This is a genomic window from Bradyrhizobium sp. UFLA05-125 (assembly GCF_059803515.1).
In genome coordinates, this window is sequence record NZ_JBANBJ010000029.1 from 40038 (window position 1) to 61527 (window position 21490).

General features: G+C 64.7%; 17 protein-coding genes and 1 pseudogene. 13 read left to right on the forward strand and 5 right to left on the reverse strand.

What is annotated here, in order from left to right:
• Positions 1-78 precede the first annotated feature (78 nt).
• Positions 79-651, forward strand: a complete 573-nt coding sequence (locus SO156_RS24025; protein ID WP_458147069.1) for a YdcF family protein — start codon at positions 79-81, stop codon at positions 649-651.
• Between the two features lie 13 nt (positions 652-664).
• Here the strand turns inward: SO156_RS24025 and SO156_RS24030 are convergent, their stop codons facing one another.
• Positions 665-2008, reverse strand: a complete 1344-nt coding sequence (locus SO156_RS24030; RefSeq protein ID WP_458147068.1) for an aminotransferase-like domain-containing protein — start codon at positions 2006-2008, stop codon at positions 665-667.
• A gap of 186 nt (positions 2009-2194) precedes the next feature.
• On the opposite strand from SO156_RS24030, the gene SO156_RS24035 reads away from it, so the two are divergent.
• Positions 2195-2431, forward strand: a complete 237-nt coding sequence (locus SO156_RS24035; protein WP_458147067.1) for a DUF1127 domain-containing protein — start codon at positions 2195-2197, stop codon at positions 2429-2431.
• A gap of 13 nt (positions 2432-2444) precedes the next feature.
• Here SO156_RS24035 and SO156_RS24040 read toward each other — a convergent pair whose 3' ends face one another.
• From SO156_RS24040 to SO156_RS24050, 3 genes are read right to left on the reverse strand one after another with little or no spacing between them, the layout of a single operon-like run.
• Positions 2445-2906, reverse strand: coding sequence for a hypothetical protein (locus SO156_RS24040; RefSeq protein ID WP_458147066.1), 462 nt, complete (start codon positions 2904-2906; stop codon positions 2445-2447).
• A gap of 33 nt (positions 2907-2939) precedes the next feature.
• A complete protein-coding gene (locus tag SO156_RS24045) occupies positions 2940-3365 on the reverse strand; it encodes a universal stress protein (RefSeq protein ID WP_458147065.1) in 426 nt (141 codons plus the stop codon).
• Positions 3366-3425: 60 nt separating this feature from the next.
• Positions 3426-3962, reverse strand: coding sequence for a SixA phosphatase family protein (locus tag SO156_RS24050; RefSeq protein WP_458147064.1), 537 nt, complete (start codon positions 3960-3962; stop codon positions 3426-3428).
• An 89-nt stretch (positions 3963-4051) separates the two neighbouring features.
• On the opposite strand from SO156_RS24050, the gene SO156_RS24055 reads away from it, so the two are divergent.
• From SO156_RS24055 to SO156_RS24095, 9 genes and pseudogenes are all read left to right on the forward strand, one after another.
• Complete coding sequence (locus SO156_RS24055; RefSeq protein WP_498536467.1) at positions 4052-5518, forward strand: NAD(P)/FAD-dependent oxidoreductase; 1467 nt, start codon at positions 4052-4054, stop codon at positions 5516-5518.
• Positions 5519-5615: 97 nt separating this feature from the next.
• Positions 5616-6128, forward strand: coding sequence for a peptide-methionine (R)-S-oxide reductase MsrB (gene msrB / locus SO156_RS24060; RefSeq protein ID WP_458147062.1), 513 nt, complete (start codon positions 5616-5618; stop codon positions 6126-6128).
• A gap of 179 nt (positions 6129-6307) precedes the next feature.
• A complete protein-coding gene (locus tag SO156_RS24065) occupies positions 6308-8086 on the forward strand; it encodes a flagellar hook protein FlgE (protein ID WP_458147061.1) in 1779 nt (592 codons plus the stop codon).
• Positions 8087-8124: 38 nt separating this feature from the next.
• Positions 8125-9993, forward strand: coding sequence for a flagellar hook-associated protein FlgK (flgK, locus tag SO156_RS24070; protein WP_498536468.1), 1869 nt, complete (start codon positions 8125-8127; stop codon positions 9991-9993).
• A 20-nt stretch (positions 9994-10013) separates the two neighbouring features.
• Complete coding sequence (locus SO156_RS24075) at positions 10014-11915, forward strand: flagellar protein (RefSeq protein ID WP_498536469.1); 1902 nt, start codon at positions 10014-10016, stop codon at positions 11913-11915.
• Positions 11916-11986: 71 nt separating this feature from the next.
• Positions 11987-12769, forward strand: coding sequence for a hypothetical protein (locus SO156_RS24080; RefSeq protein WP_458147058.1), 783 nt, complete (start codon positions 11987-11989; stop codon positions 12767-12769).
• A gap of 9 nt (positions 12770-12778) precedes the next feature.
• Positions 12779-14358, forward strand: a pseudogene (locus SO156_RS24085) (hypothetical protein).
• A gap of 1 nt (position 14359) precedes the next feature.
• On the forward strand, positions 14360-15613 hold the full coding sequence (locus tag SO156_RS24090; RefSeq protein ID WP_498536470.1) for an ATP-grasp domain-containing protein: 1254 nt from the start codon (positions 14360-14362) through the stop codon (positions 15611-15613).
• Positions 15610-17112 carry a pyridoxal phosphate-dependent decarboxylase family protein gene (locus SO156_RS24095; protein WP_498536471.1) on the forward strand — a complete coding sequence of 501 codons (1503 nt, stop codon included), beginning with the start codon at positions 15610-15612 and terminating at the stop codon, positions 17110-17112. Before SO156_RS24090 ends, SO156_RS24095 begins: the two co-directional genes overlap by 4 nt.
• Before the next feature lie 76 nt (positions 17113-17188).
• Here SO156_RS24095 and flbT read toward each other — a convergent pair whose 3' ends face one another.
• On the reverse strand, positions 17189-17626 hold the full coding sequence (gene flbT, locus SO156_RS24100; RefSeq protein ID WP_458147054.1) for a flagellar biosynthesis repressor FlbT: 438 nt from the start codon (positions 17624-17626) through the stop codon (positions 17189-17191).
• A 326-nt stretch (positions 17627-17952) separates the two neighbouring features.
• Here flbT and SO156_RS24105 point away from each other — a divergent pair, with 326 nt between their 5' ends.
• Positions 17953-19557 (forward strand): flagellin N-terminal helical domain-containing protein, encoded by a 1605-nt coding sequence (locus SO156_RS24105; RefSeq protein ID WP_498536472.1) that lies wholly within the window; start codon positions 17953-17955, stop codon positions 19555-19557.
• A 247-nt stretch (positions 19558-19804) separates the two neighbouring features.
• Positions 19805-21415 (forward strand): flagellin N-terminal helical domain-containing protein, encoded by a 1611-nt coding sequence (locus SO156_RS24110; protein ID WP_458147052.1) that lies wholly within the window; start codon positions 19805-19807, stop codon positions 21413-21415.
• Positions 21416-21490 lie beyond the last annotated feature (75 nt).

The window sequence follows — 21490 nt, forward strand, 5'->3', positions numbered from 1 at the left end:
CAACCGGCGGTCATCAAACGTGACTTCGCAGGAGCGCGCCCATGTCGCATCCTTGTCGTCATGGACCGCAGCACCCGCATGCCGACGGTGGATGAGATTGCCGCAATCAATGCCACGCACCTGATCGAGACTCCGCTTCGACCGGCTGACCTGCTGTTCCTGTTCGGTACGCGCGAGGACGTGGCGCTGCGCGCCGATACCGCGGCAAGGCTCTGGCGGGACGGCTATTTCCGCTGGTCGATTGTCAGCGGCGGGGTGACGCCGGGCTCGGAGCAATCCGAGTGCAAGCTCATCAAGGCAGCGATGGTCGAAGCCGGCATTCCGGCGGGCCGCATCCTCGAAGAGCACCGGGCGATGAATACGGGGGAGAACGTCGTCTTCTCGCTGCCGGTCATCGATGCGGCGCTCGGGCTGCAAAACATTCGCAGCGTGATCTGCCTCGGCAATACCTGGACGGCGCGTCGATACCCCATGACGCTGCACCGGCACTGGCCGGACGTGACGAAGATGCTTCTGACGGTCGACAGTTTTGCGACGCCGCGCGGGCTTTGGCACACCGATGCCGAGTTACGCCGCCGCGTGCTGCATGAGTGGGACAAGATCGAGCCGTACAAGGCGAAGGGGTTCATCGCGGAGTGGCCGGTGGCTTGAGGGGCCGGCGCACCTACTCCGTCGAATCGAAATCCTCTTCCTTCGAGCGCAGCATCGCCGAGAGTGTGCGCAGGCCCGCATCGAGCTGTTCGAAAGTCGGTGCGCCGAGCGCAAGGCGGACCGCGTTGGGGGCGTGACCATTGGCGATCGCGAACGTCGTGGACGGCGTCAGCGCGATGTCGCGGCGGCCGGCCGCGGCGACCAGCGTCTGCGAGCGCCAATGCGGCGGCAGCGACAGCCACAGATGATAGGCTTTCGGATCGGCCTGGATGTCGAAGCCGGCGAGCCGCTGCGCCGCCAGGTGCTGGCGCTTGCCCGCATCGATGCGCTTGAGGCGCGACAATTCGGCCGCGGTGCCGTCGGCCATCAGCCGCTGCCCGGCCGCAAAGGCATAGCCGGACGCGGTCCAGCCGCCCGAGCGCACGGAGGCCAGCACGCTTTCGCGCAAGTGGGGCGGGGCGACGATGAAGCCGAGCGCGAGCCCCGGCGCGACCTTCTTCGACAGGCTGTCGAGCACGAGGCAGCGGTCCGGCGCCAGCGCGGCGAGCGGCGCTTCGTCGTTGAGGAAGCCGTAGACGGTGTCCTCGATGATCGGAAGGTCGAGCTTCTCGGCGACGCGCAGCACGTCGTTGCGGCGGCCGAGCGGCATGGTAATGCCGAGCGGGTTCTGCATCGTCGGCTGGAGATAGAGCGCGGCAAGATGCGCCTCGCGATGCGCCTTCTGGATCGCGTCCGGACGCACGCCGTGCTCGTCCATCGCGAGCGGCACCAGCGTGATGCCGAAGCGTGCGGCGATGCCCTTGATGAAGGGATAGGTCAGCGCCTCGACGCCGCAGCGCCCGCCCGCAGGCACGAGCGCGGCGAGCGCGGCGGCAATGCACTGCCGTCCATTCGAGGTGAAGACGAAGTGGTCGGCGCTCGGCGCCCAACCCTTGCGCGCGAGGAATGATGCGGAAATGCTCCGAGCGGCCTGCGTGCCGGTGCTGGTCGCGGGCCGCAGCGCGACCTCCAGCCCCTCGGGGCGCTCGAGACCGGCGAGGCTCTTTGCGATCATCGCCGATTGCTGTGGCAGCAGCGGATAGTTGAACTCGAAGTCGATGCGCGCGCCGCGCGGCTCCGCGGGAGCCGAGACACCGCGCCGCGCCTCGCCGGAAATGAACGTGCCGCGGCCGACCTCGCCGACGACGAGGCCGCGACGCAGCAGCTCCGTATAAACCCGGCTCGCGGTCGAGACTGCAATGCCACGCTCATAGGCGAAATTGCGCTGCGGCGGCAGGCGGTCGCCCGGCTTTAACGTCCCGTTAGTTATGTCTGCGGCAACGGCATCGGCCAGCTTCACGTACTCGAACTTCGACATTATTGCACCGAGAGCAATGTTTCACTTGCACCGAGGATTGTACTGGAGCATTTTGGTTCCATCAAGGTCCGCGATTGAAACCCGGATGCGAGAGCAATCCGAGGGCATTGAAGGTGCAGGCGCTTAAGCGGCGTGTGCGCCAACGGCACCTGCTTCGCCACGTGGACCGATTGCCGGAGAACAAACATGACCACCATCTCGCAAACTGCCGGGCAGTCTCTCAGCCCACCCTCGTCAGGCGGCTTCCTCCGCTCCGTCGTCAACGGCGCCTCGGCGCTGCTCGACTTCCTGGAGCGTCGCGCCGCCGTCAAGACGCTGAGCGAGCTCGATGACCGCGCGTTGCGCGACATCGGGATCACGCGCTCGCAGATCGAGGATGCCGTTTACGGGCAGGTGAAAGCCGAGCTGACGCGCTATCTGTAACCAACTGCGGGGATCAGGCGATTGCGGCGTGTCCCCATGCTCCGCCAAAAGCTCGATCGTCCTCGGAACGATCGGGCTTGCGGCGTGGCCTCGTCGAGGCGCCGTGTTCGCGCCGGTGTCGAAGGCCGAGACGTCGCACGTACGTGGCGACATTGTCGGCGAGTGCTGCGATCCGCGCCGACGCCTGTTTGACGACGAACAGAATCGTCGTGACACGGCTCAGAACGCCGAGCAGGAACAACACCGAGAACACGTCGATATAGGCAAGAAAATCGCCGACCAGCATCAGCTCGGGCGGGATCGGGATCCTGTGATAGTAGGCCAGGACCAGAATGACGACAGGGATGAGGGCGATGACCTGCCGCAGCGTCAGCCTGTCCAGAGCCGCGGCCAATTGCACGACCAGTACCTGCCACAGCGCATCGCCGATCGCGAGAGGGACTTCGTAACTCCATTTGCGCCACCAGTCCCGCATGCAATTGCTCCGAGGTGGTTATCCGAGCAGAAGCTAGTGCCTGACCACCAGCACCGAGCATTTGGCGTAACGCACCACATGCCCGGCGTTTGAGCCCAGGAAATAGGTCCGCATCGCGGGACGGTGCGAGGTCATGACGATGAGGTCGGCCTTCATATGCGCCGCTTCTTCCAGGATCTCGTGATAGATGCCGCCCTGGCGCACCACGCTCGAGATGTGCGGGGCGTCGATGCCGGACTCGCGCGCGACGATTGCGAGCGCCTCCTCCGAGGTCTGGCGCTGCTGCTCGTCGAAATCGGCTGGCACGTATTCAGCCAGCATCACCGGCGTCATCGGCAGCACGTTGAGCAGGCGCACCGTGCCGTTCCAGGTCTGCGACAGCGTCGCAGCCGTCGCGATCGCAGGTTTTGCGAGATCGGTGTCGGAGAGGTCGATGGGCACGAGAATGGACTTGAACATCTGCGCCTCCCTGTCTTTCCACGGCCCAAGATACCATCCTGCGACGGCGTCCTGTCGCCCCTAGACCTGCTTCAACAGCTTGGGGCTGACGAACAGCACCAGCTTGCCATGGCGGTACGCCACGTCACCCCAATCCTTCACGTCAAAGTCGAAGACCGCAAGCCCCGCCGTGGGCAGGTTGTCGTGGAGAGCCTTGCGGCTGGAGTGGTCGCCGCTGCCCATGAGCATCAGTGCAAGCTCGTGCATGCCGGGATTGTGGCCGACCAGCATCAATCGCTTCGGGTTGACGGGGATGGTTGCAGTGCGAATGGTTTCCAGGAGCTGCGCGGGGTTTGCGCCATAGAGTTCCGGGAGGAATTCCACCTCCGGCGCCTCGACGCGGTCCTTCATCGCGTCCCAGGCGATGTCCCAGGTCTGCTTGGCCCGTACGGCCGGTGAGACCAGCACGGTATCGGGGAATGGTGGATGATGGGCGATCCAGTCGCCTATCTGGGCTGCATCCCGATGGCCGCGGTCGTCGAGGCGGCGGTCCTGATCACGGCCGCTCGGTGCGTCAGTCTCGGTCTTGGCGTGACGCAGCAGCATCAAACGGCGCATGGCATTCTCGAATCATCATGGTCGTAATTAATGTACAGGCTCCGGGGGACAAGGTGACAAGCGCCTGACCGGTGCCTTAAGAAAACGACATGAGCGAGACTTACACAAGAGCGTGCCCCCAGGAAGAAGCCGGCTTTCGCGAGCGCGAGCGGCTGTCGTTCGATCTCGACGCCGACATTTGCGTGATCGGCGCCGGACTTGCCGGGCTCACGATCGCGCTGGAGGCGTCTAGGCTCGGCGCCAGCGTTGTGGTGCTGGAGGGCCGGCGTGTCGGCTGGAACGCCTCCGGCAACCAGCTCGGCACCGTGATGCCGGGCTTTGCGCTGCCGCCCGCCGACCTGATCGAGCGCGTCGGTTTCGAGGACGCGCGCGAGCTCTGGGCGCTGTCGAAGGAGGGCGCCGAGTTCGTGCGCGCCAACGCCACCGAACAGACGATGCCGGGGATCGACGTGAGCGACGGGGTGCTCGAGGTCTCCAATGTCGATGCTGGCGACCGGCTGATCAGCCGGCTGCAGATGTTGAACGAGGATTTCGATATCGAGGCTGAAGGCTGGCAGGCCAACCGCGTGCGCGCGGTGCTCAAGACCGATCGCTATTTCCACGGCATCTATTATCCGAGGGCGTTCCAGGTGGACGGCCGGAAATATGTCCACGGGCTCGCGGCCTTGGCCCGGCGGGCGGGCGCGCGCATCTTCGAGGACACGCCGGTCGTCAGTATCGATCATTCCGGCATCCGCAAGCGCATCGTGACGCCGTCGGCGCGGATGCGCGCCACGCACATCGTGCTCGCCGGCAACATCCATCTCGGCACGCCGCTGAAGCGCCTGTCGGACACGCTGCTGCCGGTCTGGCGCTATGCCGGAATCACCGCACCGCTCGGCGAGCGCCTCTCCGAGATCCTCGCCTTCGAGGGATCGGTGATGGATACCGACGGGCTCGATCATTTCCGCGTCGTCGATGGCGACCGCTTGATATGGGAAAGCCCGGAGACGACCTGGGCCGCGAACCCGCAACGCTTCGCCGGCGCCATCAAGCGCCGGATCCGCACGATCTTTCCAGATTTCGGCGAGGTCGAGATCGCCGAGATGTTTGGCGGGGCCACTGGCCAGACCGTGCATGGCATGCCGCAGATCGGGCAGCTCCGCAAAGGCCTGTGGGTGGCGAGCGGCTTTGGCCGCCAGGGCATGAACACCTCGGCCATGGCTGGACAGCTCATCGTTCGCAGCATCCTTCGGGGCGACGAGCGCTGGCGCCTGTTCTCGCCGTTCGAGCTGGTCTGGGCAGGCGGGATCACGGGGCGGGCCGCCGGCCAGGTGATCGGGCTCTGGGGCAGGGCGACCTCAGCCGCCGCCGGCTCGCTCGCCCGTTACCGCGAGCGGGTGCGGGTCAAGGAGAGTGAGCGTGAGGCGAAGCTGGCTGCGGCCAACCGCGCCGCCGGAACCGGGCCGCGGCGCCCGCCGCCCGGGGCGGTGCGCCCGGTCCGGCCGGCGCCGCGGTCGGAACCGGTTCCGCATGCCGAGGAAGCCGTGCCAGAAGAGCAGGGCGTCTCGCAATAATTTGAGAAAAAACTCCGCCTGACCGTGTAACGTTGCGCGTTGAAGCCCGTATCTCAGCGCGTGGACAGGTGAAAAGTCCCCTCGCACGGAGAAAGAGATGTTTGACCGCCGCATCCTGTTGACGTCCGTCGCCGGCCTGTTCGGCCTGACGGCGTTCCGCTGGCTGAGAGCGACCCCGGCCAAGGCTGGAGAGAAGGCCGCGGAGAAATTCGAGATCGAGAAGACGGAGGCCGAGTGGCGCGCCCAGCTCACGCCTCAGCAGTACGAGATTTTGCGCAACCAAGGCACCGAGCGGCCCGGCTCGAGTCCGCTTCTGAAGGAGCATCGCAAGGGCGTCTTCGCTTGCGCCGGCTGCGACCTGCCGCTGTTCGCTTCCGACACCAAGTTCGAGAGCGGCACCGGCTGGCCGAGCTTCTACCAGCCGATCGAGGGTAACGTCGGCAAGACCGAGGATCGGACCTACGGCATGGTTCGCACAGAGGTGCACTGCCGCCGCTGCGGCGGCCATCTCGGCCACGTCTTCGACGACGGTCCGAAGCCCACCGGATTGCGCTACTGCATCGACGGTTTCGGGCTGGTCTTCCACCCCGCGGCGGCGTCCGCGACGTAAGGGTTGCGCCCGGCAATTGTTGCCGGCCCGGCAATTGTGCCCCGGTCTCTCGGCCGGGGCATGTCTATTTAAGTCATTGATTTCCTGAGAATACCCGCATTGGCATAGGCCTTGCGAAGTCTCCTCCGATTGCGGCCATGGGTCGGCCGGCCGCCGAGATCGGATTTGGAGACAAAGTTATGGGTATCTTCGATGCAATGAACACCTCGGTGGGTGGCCTGCAGGCGCAGTCCTACGCGCTTCAGAACATTTCCGGCAATATCGCGAACTCCTCCACCACCGGTTACAAGGGCATCGGGACCAGCTTCGAGGATCTCATTCCCGACGCCTCGGTGCCGAGCAAGCAGGTCGCCGGCGGCGTCACCGCGCATGCACAGGCGACCATCACCACCCAGGGCACGATCTCGTCCTCCAGCGTCGCCACCAACATGGCGATCACCGGCGACGGCTTCTTCTCGGTGCAGAAGGCGACTGGTGTCGTCGACAACGTGCCGGTGTTCGACGGCGTCAACTACTACACCCGCCGCGGCGACTTCCAGGTCAACGCCAACGGTAATCTCGTCAACGGCGCCGGCTACTACCTGATGGGCGTTGCGGTCGACCCGAAGACCGGTAACGCGCTCGGCAACGTGCCGACGGTGCTGCAATTCCAGAACAACTTCGTCCCGGCACAGGCGACCACCTCAATCCAATACGCGGCGAACCTGCCCACCCAGCCGAATACGGTGGCGAGCTCGACGGCGACGAGCGGCTCCCTCGTGGCCTATGGTGGCCTCAATCCGTCCGACTTCGCGTCGAGCCCGTTGCCCTATGCCGATAACACGATCGCCGGCACGGCCGTCAACAACAAGGCTGCTGCTGCCATCACCTCCGCGACGAAGCTGTCGGGCGCCGCGGGTAGCGACTCCTTGACGACGGACTTCGCCGCTGGCGACACCATCGTGGTCGACGGCACCACGATCAACATTACCGCGGCCGGCACCGGCCTGCAGGATTCGACCCATGTCCGCGCGGACGATACCGTCGGCGATCTGCTCTCGGCAATCGGCGGGGTCACCGGCGTGGCACCGACAATCAGCGGCGGCGCCATCACGCTTCACACCGGTGCCATGCAGGACCTCAGCATCACGAGTGCGTCGTCCGCCTTTTCCGCGCTCGGTTTCACGAGCCCGGTATCGCAGGCCCGCGCCACCGGCAGCAGCGCTGTGACCAGCAACGATCTTTCGACCTTCACCAAGGAGTCCATCAGCGGTGGCGCGGTGACCGCGTACAATGCTTCCGGTACGCCGGTGAACCTGCAATTGCGATGGGCCAAAGTCGACAGCGCCTCACTCGGCCAAGGGCACTCCGATACCTGGAACCTGTTCTATCAGTCGGACGCCAGTGCGACCGGCACGCAAACGGCCTGGGTCAACATCGGCACCAATTTCACCTTTGCTAGCGACGGCTCGCTCACCTCGCCGAGCGGTTCGGGCATCACCATCCCCAACGTCACCGTCGACCACCAGCAGCTCGGCTCGGTCGCCTTCAACATCTCCTCGGGCGGGTTGACGCAATATGCAAGCACCAGCGGCGCCGTCACCATCAACACCATCACGCAGAACGGCTACGCCGCCGGCCAGCTCCGCTCAGTCGCCGTCAACAACAACGGCATCGTGGTCGGCACCTTCTCCAACGGCCAGAACCTCGATCTCGCTGCGGTGACGCTGTCACACTTCAACGGCACCAACTACCTGAAGGCGATGGACGGCGGCGCCTACGCGGTGACCGACCAGTCGGGCCCGGCGATCGACGGTGCTTCCGGCACCATCAGCGGCTCGTCGCTGGAGGGGTCGAACACCGACATCGCCGACGAGTTCACCAAGCTGATCGTGACCCAGCAGGCCTATTCGGCCAACACCAAGGTCATCACGACGGCGAACTCGATGGTGCAGGATCTCCTGAACGTGTTGCGCTGATCAGCGCAGACGCAGCGTAACCAGAGGCGGGCAGTAGCATGGGTTTGAGTTCATCCCTCGCCAGCGCAATGAGCGGCCTGCGTGCCAACCAGGCCGCGCTTTCGATCGTCTCCTCGAACGTCGCCAATTCGCAGACGCCAGGTTACGTCGCCCAGTCGCCGAACCAGATCGAGGTCACCACCGGCAACTTCGGCTCGACGGTGATGACGACCGGCGTCAGCCGCGATCTCGATACCTACGTGCAGGGGCAGCTCCGCACCGAGACCGGCGGCGGCGGCTATGCCGACCAGATGGCCAACATCCTGAAGCAGCTTCAGAATGTCTACGGCAACCCCGGCGGCAGCGGCACGCTCGAAACCGCGCTCAACGATTTCACGAGCTCGTTGCAGGCATTGTCGACGAGCGCGGGCTCGTCGTCGGCGCAGACCGTCGCGGTTGCCGCGGCGCAGTCGCTGGCGCAGCAGCTCAATCTCACGACCAAGGGCATCCAGTCGCTGCGCAGCAATGCCGAGCAGGATCTCGGCACCTCGGCGCAGCAGGCCAACGCGGCGATGCAGCAGATCGCCGACATCAATACCAAGTTGCAAGGCCTGAGCTCGAACGATCCGTCGGCGGCGACGCTGATGGATCAACGCGACCAGGCGATCAACACGTTGTCGAAATATGTCGACGTCCGCGTCGTCACCGACGGCTCCAACCAGGCGAACGTCTACACCAACACCGGCATCCAGCTCGTCGGCGCGGGCCTCGCCTCGAAGTTCACCTTCACGTCCGCAGGCGCGCTGACGGCGAACTCGCTCTACGACAGCAATCCGGCCAAATCCGGCGTGGGCGCGTTCAACATCTCGCTGCCGAACGGCTCGTCGATCGACGTCGTCGCCAACAACGTGGTGTCGTCGGGGCAGATCGCCGCCGACCTCAAGCTGCGCGACCAGACGCTGGTGCAGGCGCAGACCCAGGTCGACCAGCTCGCAGCGACGATGGCGAGCGCGATGTCCGACAAGACCACGGCAGGCACGGCCGTCACCGGCCCTCCGTCCGGCTTCACGGTCGACATTTCCAATACGGCACCTGGCAATTCGGTCAATTTGACCTATACCGATACCGCGACCAACACCCAGCGCCAGATCACGATCGTCAATGTGACCGATCCGGCGGCGCTGCCGCTGCAAAACGCCACCAATGCCAATCCCCTGAAAGTCGGCGTCGACTTCTCAGCGCCGATGGCCTCGATCCTATCCACGCTCAACACCGCGCTCGCCGGCAGCGCGCATCTGTCGTTTGCAGGCTCCGGGACGACGCTTCAGATCACGGACGACGGCACCGGTTCGAGCACGGTCAATTCGGCCTCGGTGACGAAGACGATCTCGTCGCTCCAGTCGGGCAATGCACAATTGCCGTTGTTCACCGACGGCAGCGCGCTCTACACCGGCGCGATCACCTCGTCGGGGTCGCAGATGACCGGGCTCGCCGGGCGCATCGGGGTGAACGCGGCGGTAGTGACCGACCCGAGCAAGCTCTCGGTCTACAGCACTTCGCCGGTGACGCCCGCTGGCGATACCACGCGCTCGGACTTCCTTTACACGCAGCTCACCAGCTCGGTGTTCTCCTACTCGCCAACGACGGGGCTGGGCTCGTCGAGCCAGCAGTTCACCGGCACGGTCTCGAGCTATCTACAGCAGTTTCTGAGCATCCAGAGCAACGCCTCGACCCAGGCGACGGCGTTGCAGCAGGGCCAGAGCGTCGTTGTCTCGACGCTCCAGGCAAAGTTCAACTCGACATCCAGCGTCAACATCGACTCGGAGATGTCGAACCTGATCCAGCTCCAGAATGCCTACGCCGCCAATGCCCACGTGATGTCGGTGGTGCAAAGCATGATGAACACGTTGCTCCAGGCTCAAACGTAACCAGTGTAGGGCTCTGAAAGATGTCGATCGCCAGCATCAATTACTCCTCGTCGGTTCTCGGCGCGCAGATCCGCAACATCAATCAGCAGCTCACAGACCTGTCGACGCAGCTCTCGACCGGCAAGCTGTCGCAGAACTATTCCGGCATGGGGACCAACGAAGGCTTCGCGATCGCCTCGCGGGCGCAGCTTTCGAACATCGCCGCCTATACCGACACGATCACCAACGTCAACGTCAGCATCAACCTCGCCAACACCGCGCTCCAGTCGCTGACGACGATCCGCAATACGGTGCAGACGGGCTCCGCCAGCACCGCCCAGGATCTCAACGTCAACGGACAGACCATTGCGCAGAACACTGCCGCCGCCCAGTTCGCCTCGATGGTCGGCGTCCTCAACACGCAGTCGGGCAGCCGCTACCTGTTCTCCGGAACCGCCTTCAACACGCAGTCGGTCGCCGACGCCGGCACCATCATCAACGGCACGACGACGCAGGCTGGCCTGAAGACCGTCATGGCGGAGCGTCAGGCCGCTGACCTCGGCGCCAACGGCATGGGCCGGCTGGTGCAGTCGCAGCCGACGCCGAGCTCGGTGAAGGTATCGGAGGATGTCGCGGGATCGCCGTTCGGCTTGAAGATCGCCGCGGTCTCCTCGACACTGACGGGCGCGACGGTCACGGGTCCGAGCGGTTCGCCGGTGTCGTTCTCGGTCGATCTCAACGGCGTTAACCCGAACGACGGCGACAAGCTGAGCGTTCAGTTCACGCTGCCGGACGGTTCGACCGAGCAGATCGACCTGACAGCGTCCAGCGCGACGCCGACGCCAGCCGGGAGCTTTGCGATCGACGCAAGCACCCCCGTCAATCCAAACAACACGGCGTCGAATCTCAACACCGCGCTGAACACCGCGATCCAGAAGCTTGCCAACACCTCGCTGGTGGCGGCGTCCGCCGTGGTCGCCGGCGACAATTTCTTCAACACCGCGAGCTCGGCGACGGGAACGGCGGCAGTCTCCAATCAGGCCGCGCCGCCGGCTTCGACCACTGCCACGGGCGCGACGGCGCTGTCCGGCACGGCTCCCTCGGACTCGATCTCACCGGGCTTCTCCGTCGGCGATTCCATCACCGTCAACGGGACCACGCTCAGCTTCGTCGCCTCGGGCGCGACCGGCAATCAGCTCAACGTCACCAACAGCATCCAGACCCTGCTCAGCAAGATCGATTCGATCACGGGCACCTCGAAGCCGTCGACCATCCATGGCGGCGTAATCACGATCAACACCGACGATGCGGCGAGCCTGAACATCTCGGGCTCGACTCCGGGCGCCACGGCCGCGCTGAACACGCTGGGGTTCAGCTCGTCCCCGATTACGGCGACGCAGCCGCCGCTGCGCGTCGGCTCGTCGCCGGCGAGCTCGGCGACGACGCTGGTGAACGGCTCGGCCACTACCGTGAAATGGTATCAGGGCAATGACGGGCCCGGCTCGGCGCGCTCGACCGCGGTGGCGCGAGTCGACGATTCCGTCACGGTGCAATACGGCGCGCAGGCCGACGAGGATGCGATCCGCAGCCAGTTGCAGGCGATTGCCGTGTTCGGCACGTTCTCGACCTCGCCGACCGGGCAATATTCCGGGGCGCAGGTTGCAGCGCTGAGCCAGCGCACAACGCAGGCGCTGACGCCGCAGCCCGGGCAACAGAAGATCGAGGACATCCAGACCGATATTGCGATGGCCCAGAATACGATGAAGGACGCGACCACGCGTCAGACCCAGGCCAAGGCGCAGCTTCAGACCATCATCGACCAGGCGGAGTCGGCGTCTCCCGACCAGGTCGCGAGCGAGATCCTGGCGCTCCAGAACGCGCTCCAGGCGTCCTACCAGACCACCGCGAACCTGGCGCAGCTCTCGCTCGTCAAGTTCCTGTAAGGGAGCGTTAAGGCTCCATTAACCATGCCTGTTTACCTCTTGGTGAGGATTTAGGGCGCGCGGGGCCGTTGATGTCGGATCGGATGCAGCTTGTGGTGGCAACGCCGTGCTTCGGCGGGCAGGTGTCGAGCATCTATGCCAGCTCGATCTTCGCGCTCCAACGCGCCGTGCACGGCATGTCCAATCTCGAGCTCAAGGTGCTCTTGCGTGACGGCGACGCGCTGATCACCCGCGCGCGGGCCAATCTGGTCGCGATGTTCCTCGACGATCCCAAGGCAACGCATTTCCTGTTCGTGGACGCCGACATCGGCTTTGCGCCCGAGCAGGTGTTCCGGCTGATCGAGTGCGGGGCCGACGTCGTCGCCGGCTGCTATCCGATCAAGCGCGTCAACTGGGACAAGGCCAAGCGGGCGATCCAGGCCGGCAGGGCCGACCTGCCGGCGGCTTCGCTCGACTACGTACTCGAGATCGAGGATCCCGACCGCATCGTCGTCGTCAACGGATTTACCCGCGTGCGCTATGCGGGCACCGGCTTCCTGATGATCCGCCGTCACGTGCTGGAGGCGATGTGCCGGCATCCGAACTACGTGGGCCTGCAATTTTTCCGCGAGCATTCGCACGACACGCTGGCTGCGAGCCAGAACCGGTTCGCGCTGTTTGAATGCATGATCGACTCGGCAACCGGCACCTATCTTTCCGAAGACTTCGCCTTCTGCAAGCGCTGGACCGATATCGGCGGCGAGATCTGGGCCGACATCCAGAGCTCGCTCGACCATGTCGGGCCGTCAGTGTTCCACGGCGACATCACCTCGCAGTTCGCGACGGCACCCGCCGCCGCAGCAGACGCCGCGTGAGCTTTCCGGATGAGCGTCGGCGTACCCCGACTGCGAGCTGAGGACGGCCCGCGATACGGGCTGCGCGACCTCTTCACGCCGCTGGAGACGCTGCTCGCCTCCGGTGGCGACCAGCGCCTGGCGCTCGACCCGCGTGACGGACTCAACGCCTATGCTTGCGCGCCGCATCCGACGCCAGAGACCTGGAATTTCGCATCCTCGACCGCATCCTCGATCTCGCAAGCGGCCTATGAGCGCGCCGCGCTCGCGCGCGAGGAGCTCGTGCACAAATCGCTGTTCGACGAGGTGGAGATCGCCTTCGACGCCCGCCTCGAGGACATGCGCATGAACTGCGCACCCATCTCCAGCTCTCGCCGCGGGTGGATGTCGTGTTCTCGCCCTCCGGCACCGATGCGCAGCTTCACGCGCTGTTCCTGGCGCGCGCCGCGCTCGGCGCGCCGCCGGTCACCATCGTCGTCGGCTCCGACCAAACGGGAAGCGGAACGGCGTTCACCGCGCGCGGGCGCCATTTCAGCTCTGTGACGGCGAGCGGTGTGTCGGTCCGCAAGGACAGTCCGGTCGCAGGACTCGGCGGCCACAGTATTGGGCTGCCGCTGGTGGCTGAGATGGACGCCGACTCGGCGGTGCTCCGCGCAATCGAGACCACGCTCGCACAAGGCGCGCCCGTGCTTCTCCAGATCATGGACTCCTCGAAGCTCGGCTGGCGGGCGCCGAGCGAGGCCTGTCTCGACGAGATTGCAAGACGCTGGCCGGGCAGGGTTCAGATCGCGGTCGATGCCTGCCAGATGCGGCTGGGGCGGCGACGGCTGCGCTTCTATCTCGATCGTGGCTACATGGTACTGGTCACCGGCTCGAAATTCTTCGGCGGGCCGGCCTTCAGCGGCGCGCTGCTGGTGCCCAAGGGATTTGCGCGCGCGCTCGGGCGCTCGAACGAGATTGCGCCGGGCTTCCTCGATTACGCCAGCTGCTTCGACTGGCCGAAGGGCTGGAGCGGCTTGCGGTCACGTTTCGAGCGCCGGCCGAATTTCGGTCAGTGGCTGCGCTGGGAGGCGGCGCTGGCAGAGATCGCCAGCTACTACGCGCTGCCCGGTGCGTTCCGCGCCAAGGCGTTGAGCGATCTCAGGGCCGGCATCGACGACATGATCGCCTTGACGCCCTCGCTCGGCGCGTTCGCGTCCAGCGCGCGCCGGAGCGGTGTGGACGACGAGGAGTTCGTCCACGACACGATTTTTCCCGTCATGCTCCTGCGCGATGGCCGGCCGGTGTCGATCGCCGACACCAACGCGGTGTATCGCGCGCTCGCGCGCGACCTGAACGACGACGTCTCCGGCGGTGCCGCGGACGGGCAGGTGGCCGCGCAGCGTTTTCTCGTCGGCCAGCCAGTGCGGCTGGAGCGGCCTGACGGCACGCAAGCCGCGCTGCTGCGGCTCTGCATCGGCGCGCAGCTCGTGACCGGCACCTGGTCGGCGGACGCGGCGCAAGCGCAAAGAAATCTCCAGCAGGTCCTCGATCGTCTCACCAACGTGCTGGTGAAGATCGAGCTGCTACTCGGCCGCACGAACAGTGCGGCATCCGCATCCGGAGCCTGAAATGCAGTCTGAAGATTCGCATCCGTTCGGCGTGAGCGCGCCGGAAGTCGCCGATCGTATCGGCTTTGCCCGGTTGACCTACGAGGCGTTCGTCGGCGTCGATCTGCGGCCGCTGCGCGATCAGCTCGTGAGCAAGATCGCCGACGGCACCGTGCAGGCCGGCGAGGGGCTCGACCTGTCGCTGATCGCGCAACTTCTCGGTGACAAGGAGGCGGGTCTTGCGATCCAGGCCGAGGTGCTCGCCTTCCATCAATTGTTCCGGTCGCCTTGCGCCGTTGCAAAGCCCACGCTGCGCGTGCTCGCGCTTGCGGCGGCTATCGACATGGGCGGCAACACCCCGATCGAATTCCTGCTCGAAAGCTCGGACATCGAGCTGTTGACGCTCTACGTCGTCAACGGCGTCGGCCTGCCGGAGCCGCTGCCAGATCACGACGTTGCCATCGTCGTCGCATCCGATTCCGAGGAATGTCGCGAGGCGCTCGCGGCGATCGAAAATGCCTCCTCGCGCTGGCCACGGCCGCTGCTCAATCGCCCGGATCGCATCGCAAATCTCGATCGCGACAAGCTGCATCGCCTCCTCGCTGGCACGGCTGGCCTCGACATTCCTGCGACGGTCTGCGCGACGCGCGCGCAATTGTCGGATTTGTCGCAAGCGCGGATCCGGTGCGAGGACGTCACGAGCGAATTGCACTTCCCGATGATCGTGCGGCCGCGCGGCACGCATGCGGGTGTGGGACTCGCGAAGGTCGATGATGCCGCGGCGCTTGCGGATTATCTGGCCGCGCGGCAGGAGCAGGAATTCTTCGTCGCGCGCTTCGTCGACTATTCCAGCGCCGACGGACTGTTCCGTAAATATCGTCTCGCCATCGTCGACGGCAAGCCTTACGCCTGTCACATGGCGATCGCAGATCGCTGGGACATCTGGTATCTCAACGCTTACATGGCCTTCAGCGAAGAGAAGCGCGCGGAGGAGGCGGCCTTCATGCGCGATTTCGATGCGGCCTTCGCGAGCCGTCATCATGCGGCGCTCGACGAGATGATCAAGCGCGTCGGGCTCGACTATTTCACCATCGATTGCGCGGAGAACAAGAGCGGCGAGCTCCTGATCTTCGAGGCCGACAATACGGCCGTGGTGCACAACATGGATTCGCCGGACGTGTTCCCGTACAAGCAGCCGCAGATGCGCAAGATCTTTGCCGCGTTCACGGCGATGTTGTCGCGTCATGCGAAGACGGGTCTGGGGAGCGCGGCGTGAACGAGATCGTCCGTGAGAATATCCAGAGTGCGCTCACGACCACCTCGCTCGATCCGCAGGATTGGAGCGAGCTCCGCGCGCTGGCTCACCGTATGCTGGACGAAACCATCGACTCCATCGCCAATGTGCGCGAGCGGCCGGTGTGGCAGCCCGCGCCGGACCGTGTTCGCGCTCAACTGAGAGCCGATGTGCCGCGTGCATCGACCGATCTCGGCGAGGTCTATCGCGAATTCTCGGACGTGATTGCTCCTTACGCGACCGGCAACGTCCATCCCGGTTTCATGGGTTGGGTGCATGGCGGCGGAACCGCGGTCGGTGTGCTCGCGGAGATGCTGGCCGCCGGGCTGAACGCCAATCTCGGTGGCCGCAACCACATGCCGATCGAAGTCGAGCGGCAGATCACCGCATGGATGCGCGAGCTGTTCGACTTTCCGCAAGGTGCGAGCGGCATCTTCGTCACGGGGACGTCGATGGCGAACCTGATGGCGGTGCTGGTTGCCCGCACGAGCGCGCTGGGTACGCTTGCGCGTCAGCACGGCATCGGCAATGGCGGCGCGCTGCTCACCGCCTATACCTCGAAGGCTGCGCATGGCTGTATCGCGAAGGCGATGGACATGGCTGGGCTCGGCACCGATGCGCTGCGCCAGATCGATGTCGATGCCGAGCATCGCATCGACATCGCCGCGCTGCGCGCACAGCTCGCCGTCGACCGCGCGGTCGGCTTCAAGCCTTTCCTCGTCGTTGCGTCGGCCGGCACCGTCGATATCGGCGCCATCGATGATCTCGTCGATCTCGCCCGACTGTGCCGCGAGGAGGGGATCTGGTTCCACGTCGACGGTGCGTTCGGTGCGCTGGCGATTCTTTCGCCTGAGCTTGCGCCGCGCCTTGCCGGCATCGAGCTTGCGGATTCCATCGCGCTCGATTTCCACAAATGGGGGCAGGTGCCTTATGACGCCGGCTTCCTGATGGTCCGCGACGGTGAGAAGCATCGGCAGGCCTTTGCGCAGCCTGCGGCGTACTTGCGCCGCGAGGCGAGGGGGCTCGCTGCTGGTTCGCACTGGCCGTGTGATTTCGGTCCCGATCTGTCGCGCGGCTTCCGCGCACTGAAGACCTGGTTCACGCTGAAGACCTTCGGCACCGACAGGCTGGGCGCCATGATCGCGCGCACCTGCGCGCTCGCCAAATATCTGGAGGCGCGGATCATCGCCGAGCCTCGGCTCGAACTCCTGGCACCCGTCAATCTCAACATCGTCTGCTTCCGCTATCGTGCCGACGACGAGGTCAATCGCGAGATCGTTGCCGACATCCAGCTATCAGGCATTGCCGCGCCCTCGAGCACGACGCTGGACGGCAAGTTTGCGATCCGCGCAGCGATCGTCAATCACCGCACGGATGTGGCTGACGTCGATGCGCTGGTTGCCGCGGTGCTGGATTTCGGCGCGCAGCGATCGGGCGATGGCCTGATCGAGATCGACGCGCCGCCGCTCGCGGCGCCGTAATCCTCCACGAGCGTCTGCAAACGAAATTGCCCCGGACCAGGTCCGGGACGATTTCGTCTTGAGATCCGCGAGGCGTTTATGCTGCCGAGTTGACGTCGGCCTTGACCTCGGTCTTGGGATGTGTGGCTTCGAACTGCTCCCGCAGCTTGTCCTCATAGGCGATCAGCTTGCGGGCATCCTTGAGCGCGCGATAGAGATCGCCGCTCATGATGTTGTTGTTGATGCCCTCGATGATCGGCCAGGCGCTCGGCACGGCGGTGACGATGTCGCGCACCAGGTTGAAATAGGTGCCGTGCTGGCTCTGCGGATCCGGCGAGATGTACATGAGCTGCACCGCCAGATAGACGAGCCTCGCCGGCGTGTTGGCGGTCTCGGGCGTGAGGATGTCGCGCTCGCGCAGGATCGGCACATTCTCGCCGTCGATCAAAAGGCGAGCGCGCTGGTCGGTATTGGTGATCACGCAGTTGCCGACGATGATGCGTTCGTGCGGTCTGAGCTCGACTTTGAGAGCCATGCCTGTTCTCCATCAACGCTTTTGTAAATGAGCGACTGGCGCGCCCAGTCAATGACGGCTGTCGGCTCTGGTTGGGCCTAATCCTTGCTGAATGTGGTTAACGCGTCGTAAACGCCGGCGGACGTCGTCGAAAAGCCAATAATTTCAATCGGCTGCGGCCGGCACGCGCCTGGCTTGAACCGTTGCGGGAGGCCGTTTCCGCTCGACGCGGACAAAAGCGGGGGTTCCATTTCACGGATTGTTAGAAGCTTGGACGCACCGTCCGCCGGTCGTTTGATCAATCTCGGTCAAACAGGACGCGTAGCTACTACCAGAAAGGTAACAGTATGTCCGGTATCGTTCTCTCCGCATCGGTTCGTCAGAACCTGCTCTCCCTCCAGTCCACCGCCGACCTCCTCGCCACCACCCAGTCCCGTCTGTCGACTGGCCGGAAGGTGAACTCGGCTCTCGACAATCCGACCAACTACTTCACCGCCCAGGGTCTCGACAACCGCGCCAGCGACATCGGCAACCTGCTCGATGGCATCGGCAACGGCGTCCAGGTGCTGCAGGCCGCCAACACCGGCATCACCTCGCTGCAGAAGCTGGTCGACAGCGCCAAGTCGATCGCCAACCAGGTGCTGCAGAGCCCGACGGGTTATTCGACCAAGTCGACTTTCACCTCGACCGCCATCACCGGTGCGACCGCCAGCAACCTGCTGGGCACGGGCTACACCAACGCCACTTCCACCCCCGGCACCACCGTTCAAAACAACCTGTCCACCCCGGCGAACATCACGGCTGCTACCCAGTTGGTCTCCGCAACCAACTCCGACACGCTGGCAGCCACGTTTACCAACGGTTCGTCCCTGACCGTCGATGGCAAGACCATCACGTTCGACACCTCCAAGACCACCTCCACGACCGACAGCTCCGGCAACGTCACCATCGGCATCGGTACGGGCAGCACGTTGACGGTGGGAACGGTGCTCAGCGCGATCGACAGCATCACTGGCACCGCGACGGCTTCGACCGTCAACGGCAGTGGTCAGCTCGTGCTCTCGACCGGCACGACGCAGGATCTGGTGCTCGGAGGCACAGCCTCGGTCCTTACCGCGCTCGGCCTCACCGCCGGCACCACCGCGCGCACGCCGCCCGCCATCTCGGGCCAGTCGCTGACGATCCAGGCGACCGGCGGCGGTACTGCTACCACCGTCACCTTCGGCACCGGCTCCGGCCAGGTCTCGACGCTGAACGGGCTCAATGCGGCGCTGGCGTCCAACAACCTGCAGGCCTCGATCGACTCCACCGGCGTGATCTCCATCACGACCACGAACGACGCGGCGTCCTCGACGATCGGCGCGCTCAGCGGCACGGCCATTACCAGCGCTGGTCCGTTCCACAGCGCCACCGTGGCGGCTCCGGTCGCCGATCCGACCTCGCAGGCCCAGCGTGCAAGCCTGGTTGCGCAGTACAACAACGTGCTCGCGCAGATCGACACCACGGCGCAGGACGCGTCCTTCAACGGCGTCAACCTGTTGAATGGCGATACGCTGAAGCTGACGTTCAACGAAACCGGCAAGTCGACGCTGAGCATCACCGGTGTTACCTTCAACACCGGCGGCCTCGGTCTGTCGACCCTGGCCTCGGGCACCGACTTCCTGGACAATGCTTCGGCAAACAAGGCGCTGACCGTGCTCAATGCGGCCAGCAGCACGCTGCGCTCGGAGGCATCGACGCTGGGTTCGAACCTGTCGGTCGTGCAGATCCGCCAGGACTTCAACAAGAACCTGATCGACGTCCTGCAGACCGGTTCGTCCAACCTGACGCTGGCCGACACCAACGAGGAAGCGGCCAACAGCCAGGCGCTGTCGACCCGCCAGTCGATCGCGGTCTCGGCGCTGTCGCTGGCCAACCAGTCGCAGCAGAGCGTGTTGCAGCTTCTGCGCTGATACGCGGCGAAAATCGCCAGCCAAAACATCGCGGCGGGGCATTTGCCCCGCCGCTTTTTTTTCGTCTCGCGATACCACTGCTTGGCCAGGGGCGGGGCGTGGGATTAACCAATCGTTAACCTTGCGGCTTAAGCCGCCATTAACCTTAATTTAAAGGACAGCCCCTAAAACTGGACAAAAGCCAATTCTCCAGATCGGCGAGCCCCGATTCGTACCCGGTTTCGCGTCTCAACAGGAAGATCCGCCAATGTCCAACATCGTTCTTTCGGCATCAGTTCGCCAGAACCTGTTGTCGCTCCAGTCGACGGCAGACCTGCTCGCGACGACGCAGGAGCGCCTTGCGACCGGAAAGAAGGTGAATACCGCGCTCGACAACCCCACCAACTTCTTCACTGCCCAGGGGCTCGACAACCGCGCCAGCGACATCAGCAATCTCCTCGACGGCATCAGCAACGGCGTTCAGGTGCTGCAGGCGGCCAACACCGGCATCACCTCGCTGCAGAAGCTGGTCGACAGCGCCAAGTCGATCGCGAGCCAGGTGCTGCAGAGCCCGACAGGCTATTCGCCCAAATCCAACGTCACGTCGGCTGCGATCACCGGTGCAACCCCCAACAACCTGCTCGGCACGGCCTACACCAACAACACGGCCACCGGTGGCACGGTCACCAATGACAACACCACCGCTGCGGCCAACATCACCGCGGCGACCAAGCTGGTCGGTACCGCCGGCGCGGGCTCCGACGACCTCGGTACCGCAATCACCAATGGCTCGGTCCTGACCATCGACAACAAGACCATCACCTTCTCGACCTCGCAGACCAGCTCAACCACCGATTCCTTTGGCAACGTCACCATCGGTATCGGCGCTGGCAGCAACCTGACGGTGCAGACCGTGCTGTCCGCGATCGACAGCATCACCGGCGCCGCGACGGCCTCGACCGTCAACGGTAGCGGTCAGCTTGTGCTGAGCACCGGCACGACGCAGGATCTGACGATCTCCGGCTCAGGCAACGTGCTCACGGCGCTCGGCCTCAGCGCCGGCACCACCACCCGCATCCCGCCCCCGCTGAGCGGCGAGACGCTGACGATCGGTGCAACCGGTGGCGGCACCCCGACCAGCATCACCTTCGGCACCGGCACCGGGCAGATCTCGACGCTCAATCAGCTCAATGCGGCGCTGGCGGCGAACAACCTGCAGGCAACGATCGACACGACGGGCCACCTCAACATCGTGAGTTCCAACGATGCGGCTTCCTCGACGATCGGCACGATCGGCGGCACGGCTGCGGCGAGCGGTCAGCCCTTCTATGGCCTGGTCGCGCCGGCCCCTGTCGCCGATCCGGATTCGCAGGCCACTCGTGCGAATCTGATCTCGCAGTACAACAACGTGCTGGCACAGATCAACACGACCGCGCAGGACTCCTCCTACAATGGTGTGAACCTGCTGAATGGCGACACGCTGAAGCTCGTGTTCAACGAAACCGGAAGATCCACGCTGACCATTCAGGGCGTAACGTTCAACTATGCCGGTCTCAGCCTTGCGCCACTGACCCAGAGCGTCGATTTCCTCGACACCAATTCGGCGAACGCCGTCCTTACGTCGCTCAATTCGGCCAGTACGACACTTCGTGCAGAAGCATCGACGCTCGGTTCGAATTTGTCGATCGTGCAGATTCGCCAGGATTTCAGCAAGAACCTGATCAACGTGCTGCAGACCGGTTCCTCCAGCCTGACTCTCGCCGATACGAACGAGGAGGCAGCGAACAGTCAGGCGCTGTCGACGCGGCAGTCGATCGCGGTCTCCGCGTTGTCGCTGGCCAACCAGTCGCAGCAGAGCGTGCTGCAATTGCTCAAGTAGTCTCGGAGCTCCCGAGCCTGGTTCGAGATATCGCGGCGAGGCTGGTGCCTCGCCGTTCTATTTGAATGAGATCGC

Coding starts and splice junctions, on each gene's coding strand:
- SO156_RS24025 (WP_458147069.1), top strand. CDS start 79: ATGCCGACGGTGGATGAGATTGCCGCAATCAATGCCACGCACCTGATC.
- SO156_RS24030 (WP_458147068.1), bottom strand. CDS start 2,008: ATGTCGAAGTTCGAGTACGTGAAGCTGGCCGATGCCGTTGCCGCAGAC.
- SO156_RS24035 (WP_458147067.1), top strand. CDS start 2,195: ATGACCACCATCTCGCAAACTGCCGGGCAGTCTCTCAGCCCACCCTCG.
- SO156_RS24040 (WP_458147066.1), bottom strand. CDS start 2,906: ATGCGGGACTGGTGGCGCAAATGGAGTTACGAAGTCCCTCTCGCGATC.
- SO156_RS24045 (WP_458147065.1), bottom strand. CDS start 3,365: ATGTTCAAGTCCATTCTCGTGCCCATCGACCTCTCCGACACCGATCTC.
- SO156_RS24050 (WP_458147064.1), bottom strand. CDS start 3,962: ATGCGCCGTTTGATGCTGCTGCGTCACGCCAAGACCGAGACTGACGCA.
- SO156_RS24055 (WP_498536467.1), top strand. CDS start 4,052: ATGAGCGAGACTTACACAAGAGCGTGCCCCCAGGAAGAAGCCGGCTTT.
- msrB (WP_458147062.1), top strand. CDS start 5,616: ATGTTTGACCGCCGCATCCTGTTGACGTCCGTCGCCGGCCTGTTCGGC.
- SO156_RS24065 (WP_458147061.1), top strand. CDS start 6,308: ATGGGTATCTTCGATGCAATGAACACCTCGGTGGGTGGCCTGCAGGCG.
- flgK (WP_498536468.1), top strand. CDS start 8,125: ATGGGTTTGAGTTCATCCCTCGCCAGCGCAATGAGCGGCCTGCGTGCC.
- SO156_RS24075 (WP_498536469.1), top strand. CDS start 10,014: ATGTCGATCGCCAGCATCAATTACTCCTCGTCGGTTCTCGGCGCGCAG.
- SO156_RS24080 (WP_458147058.1), top strand. CDS start 11,987: ATGTCGGATCGGATGCAGCTTGTGGTGGCAACGCCGTGCTTCGGCGGG.
- SO156_RS24090 (WP_498536470.1), top strand. CDS start 14,360: ATGCAGTCTGAAGATTCGCATCCGTTCGGCGTGAGCGCGCCGGAAGTC.
- flbT (WP_458147054.1), bottom strand. CDS start 17,626: ATGGCTCTCAAAGTCGAGCTCAGACCGCACGAACGCATCATCGTCGGC.
- SO156_RS24105 (WP_498536472.1), top strand. CDS start 17,953: ATGTCCGGTATCGTTCTCTCCGCATCGGTTCGTCAGAACCTGCTCTCC.
- SO156_RS24110 (WP_458147052.1), top strand. CDS start 19,805: ATGTCCAACATCGTTCTTTCGGCATCAGTTCGCCAGAACCTGTTGTCG.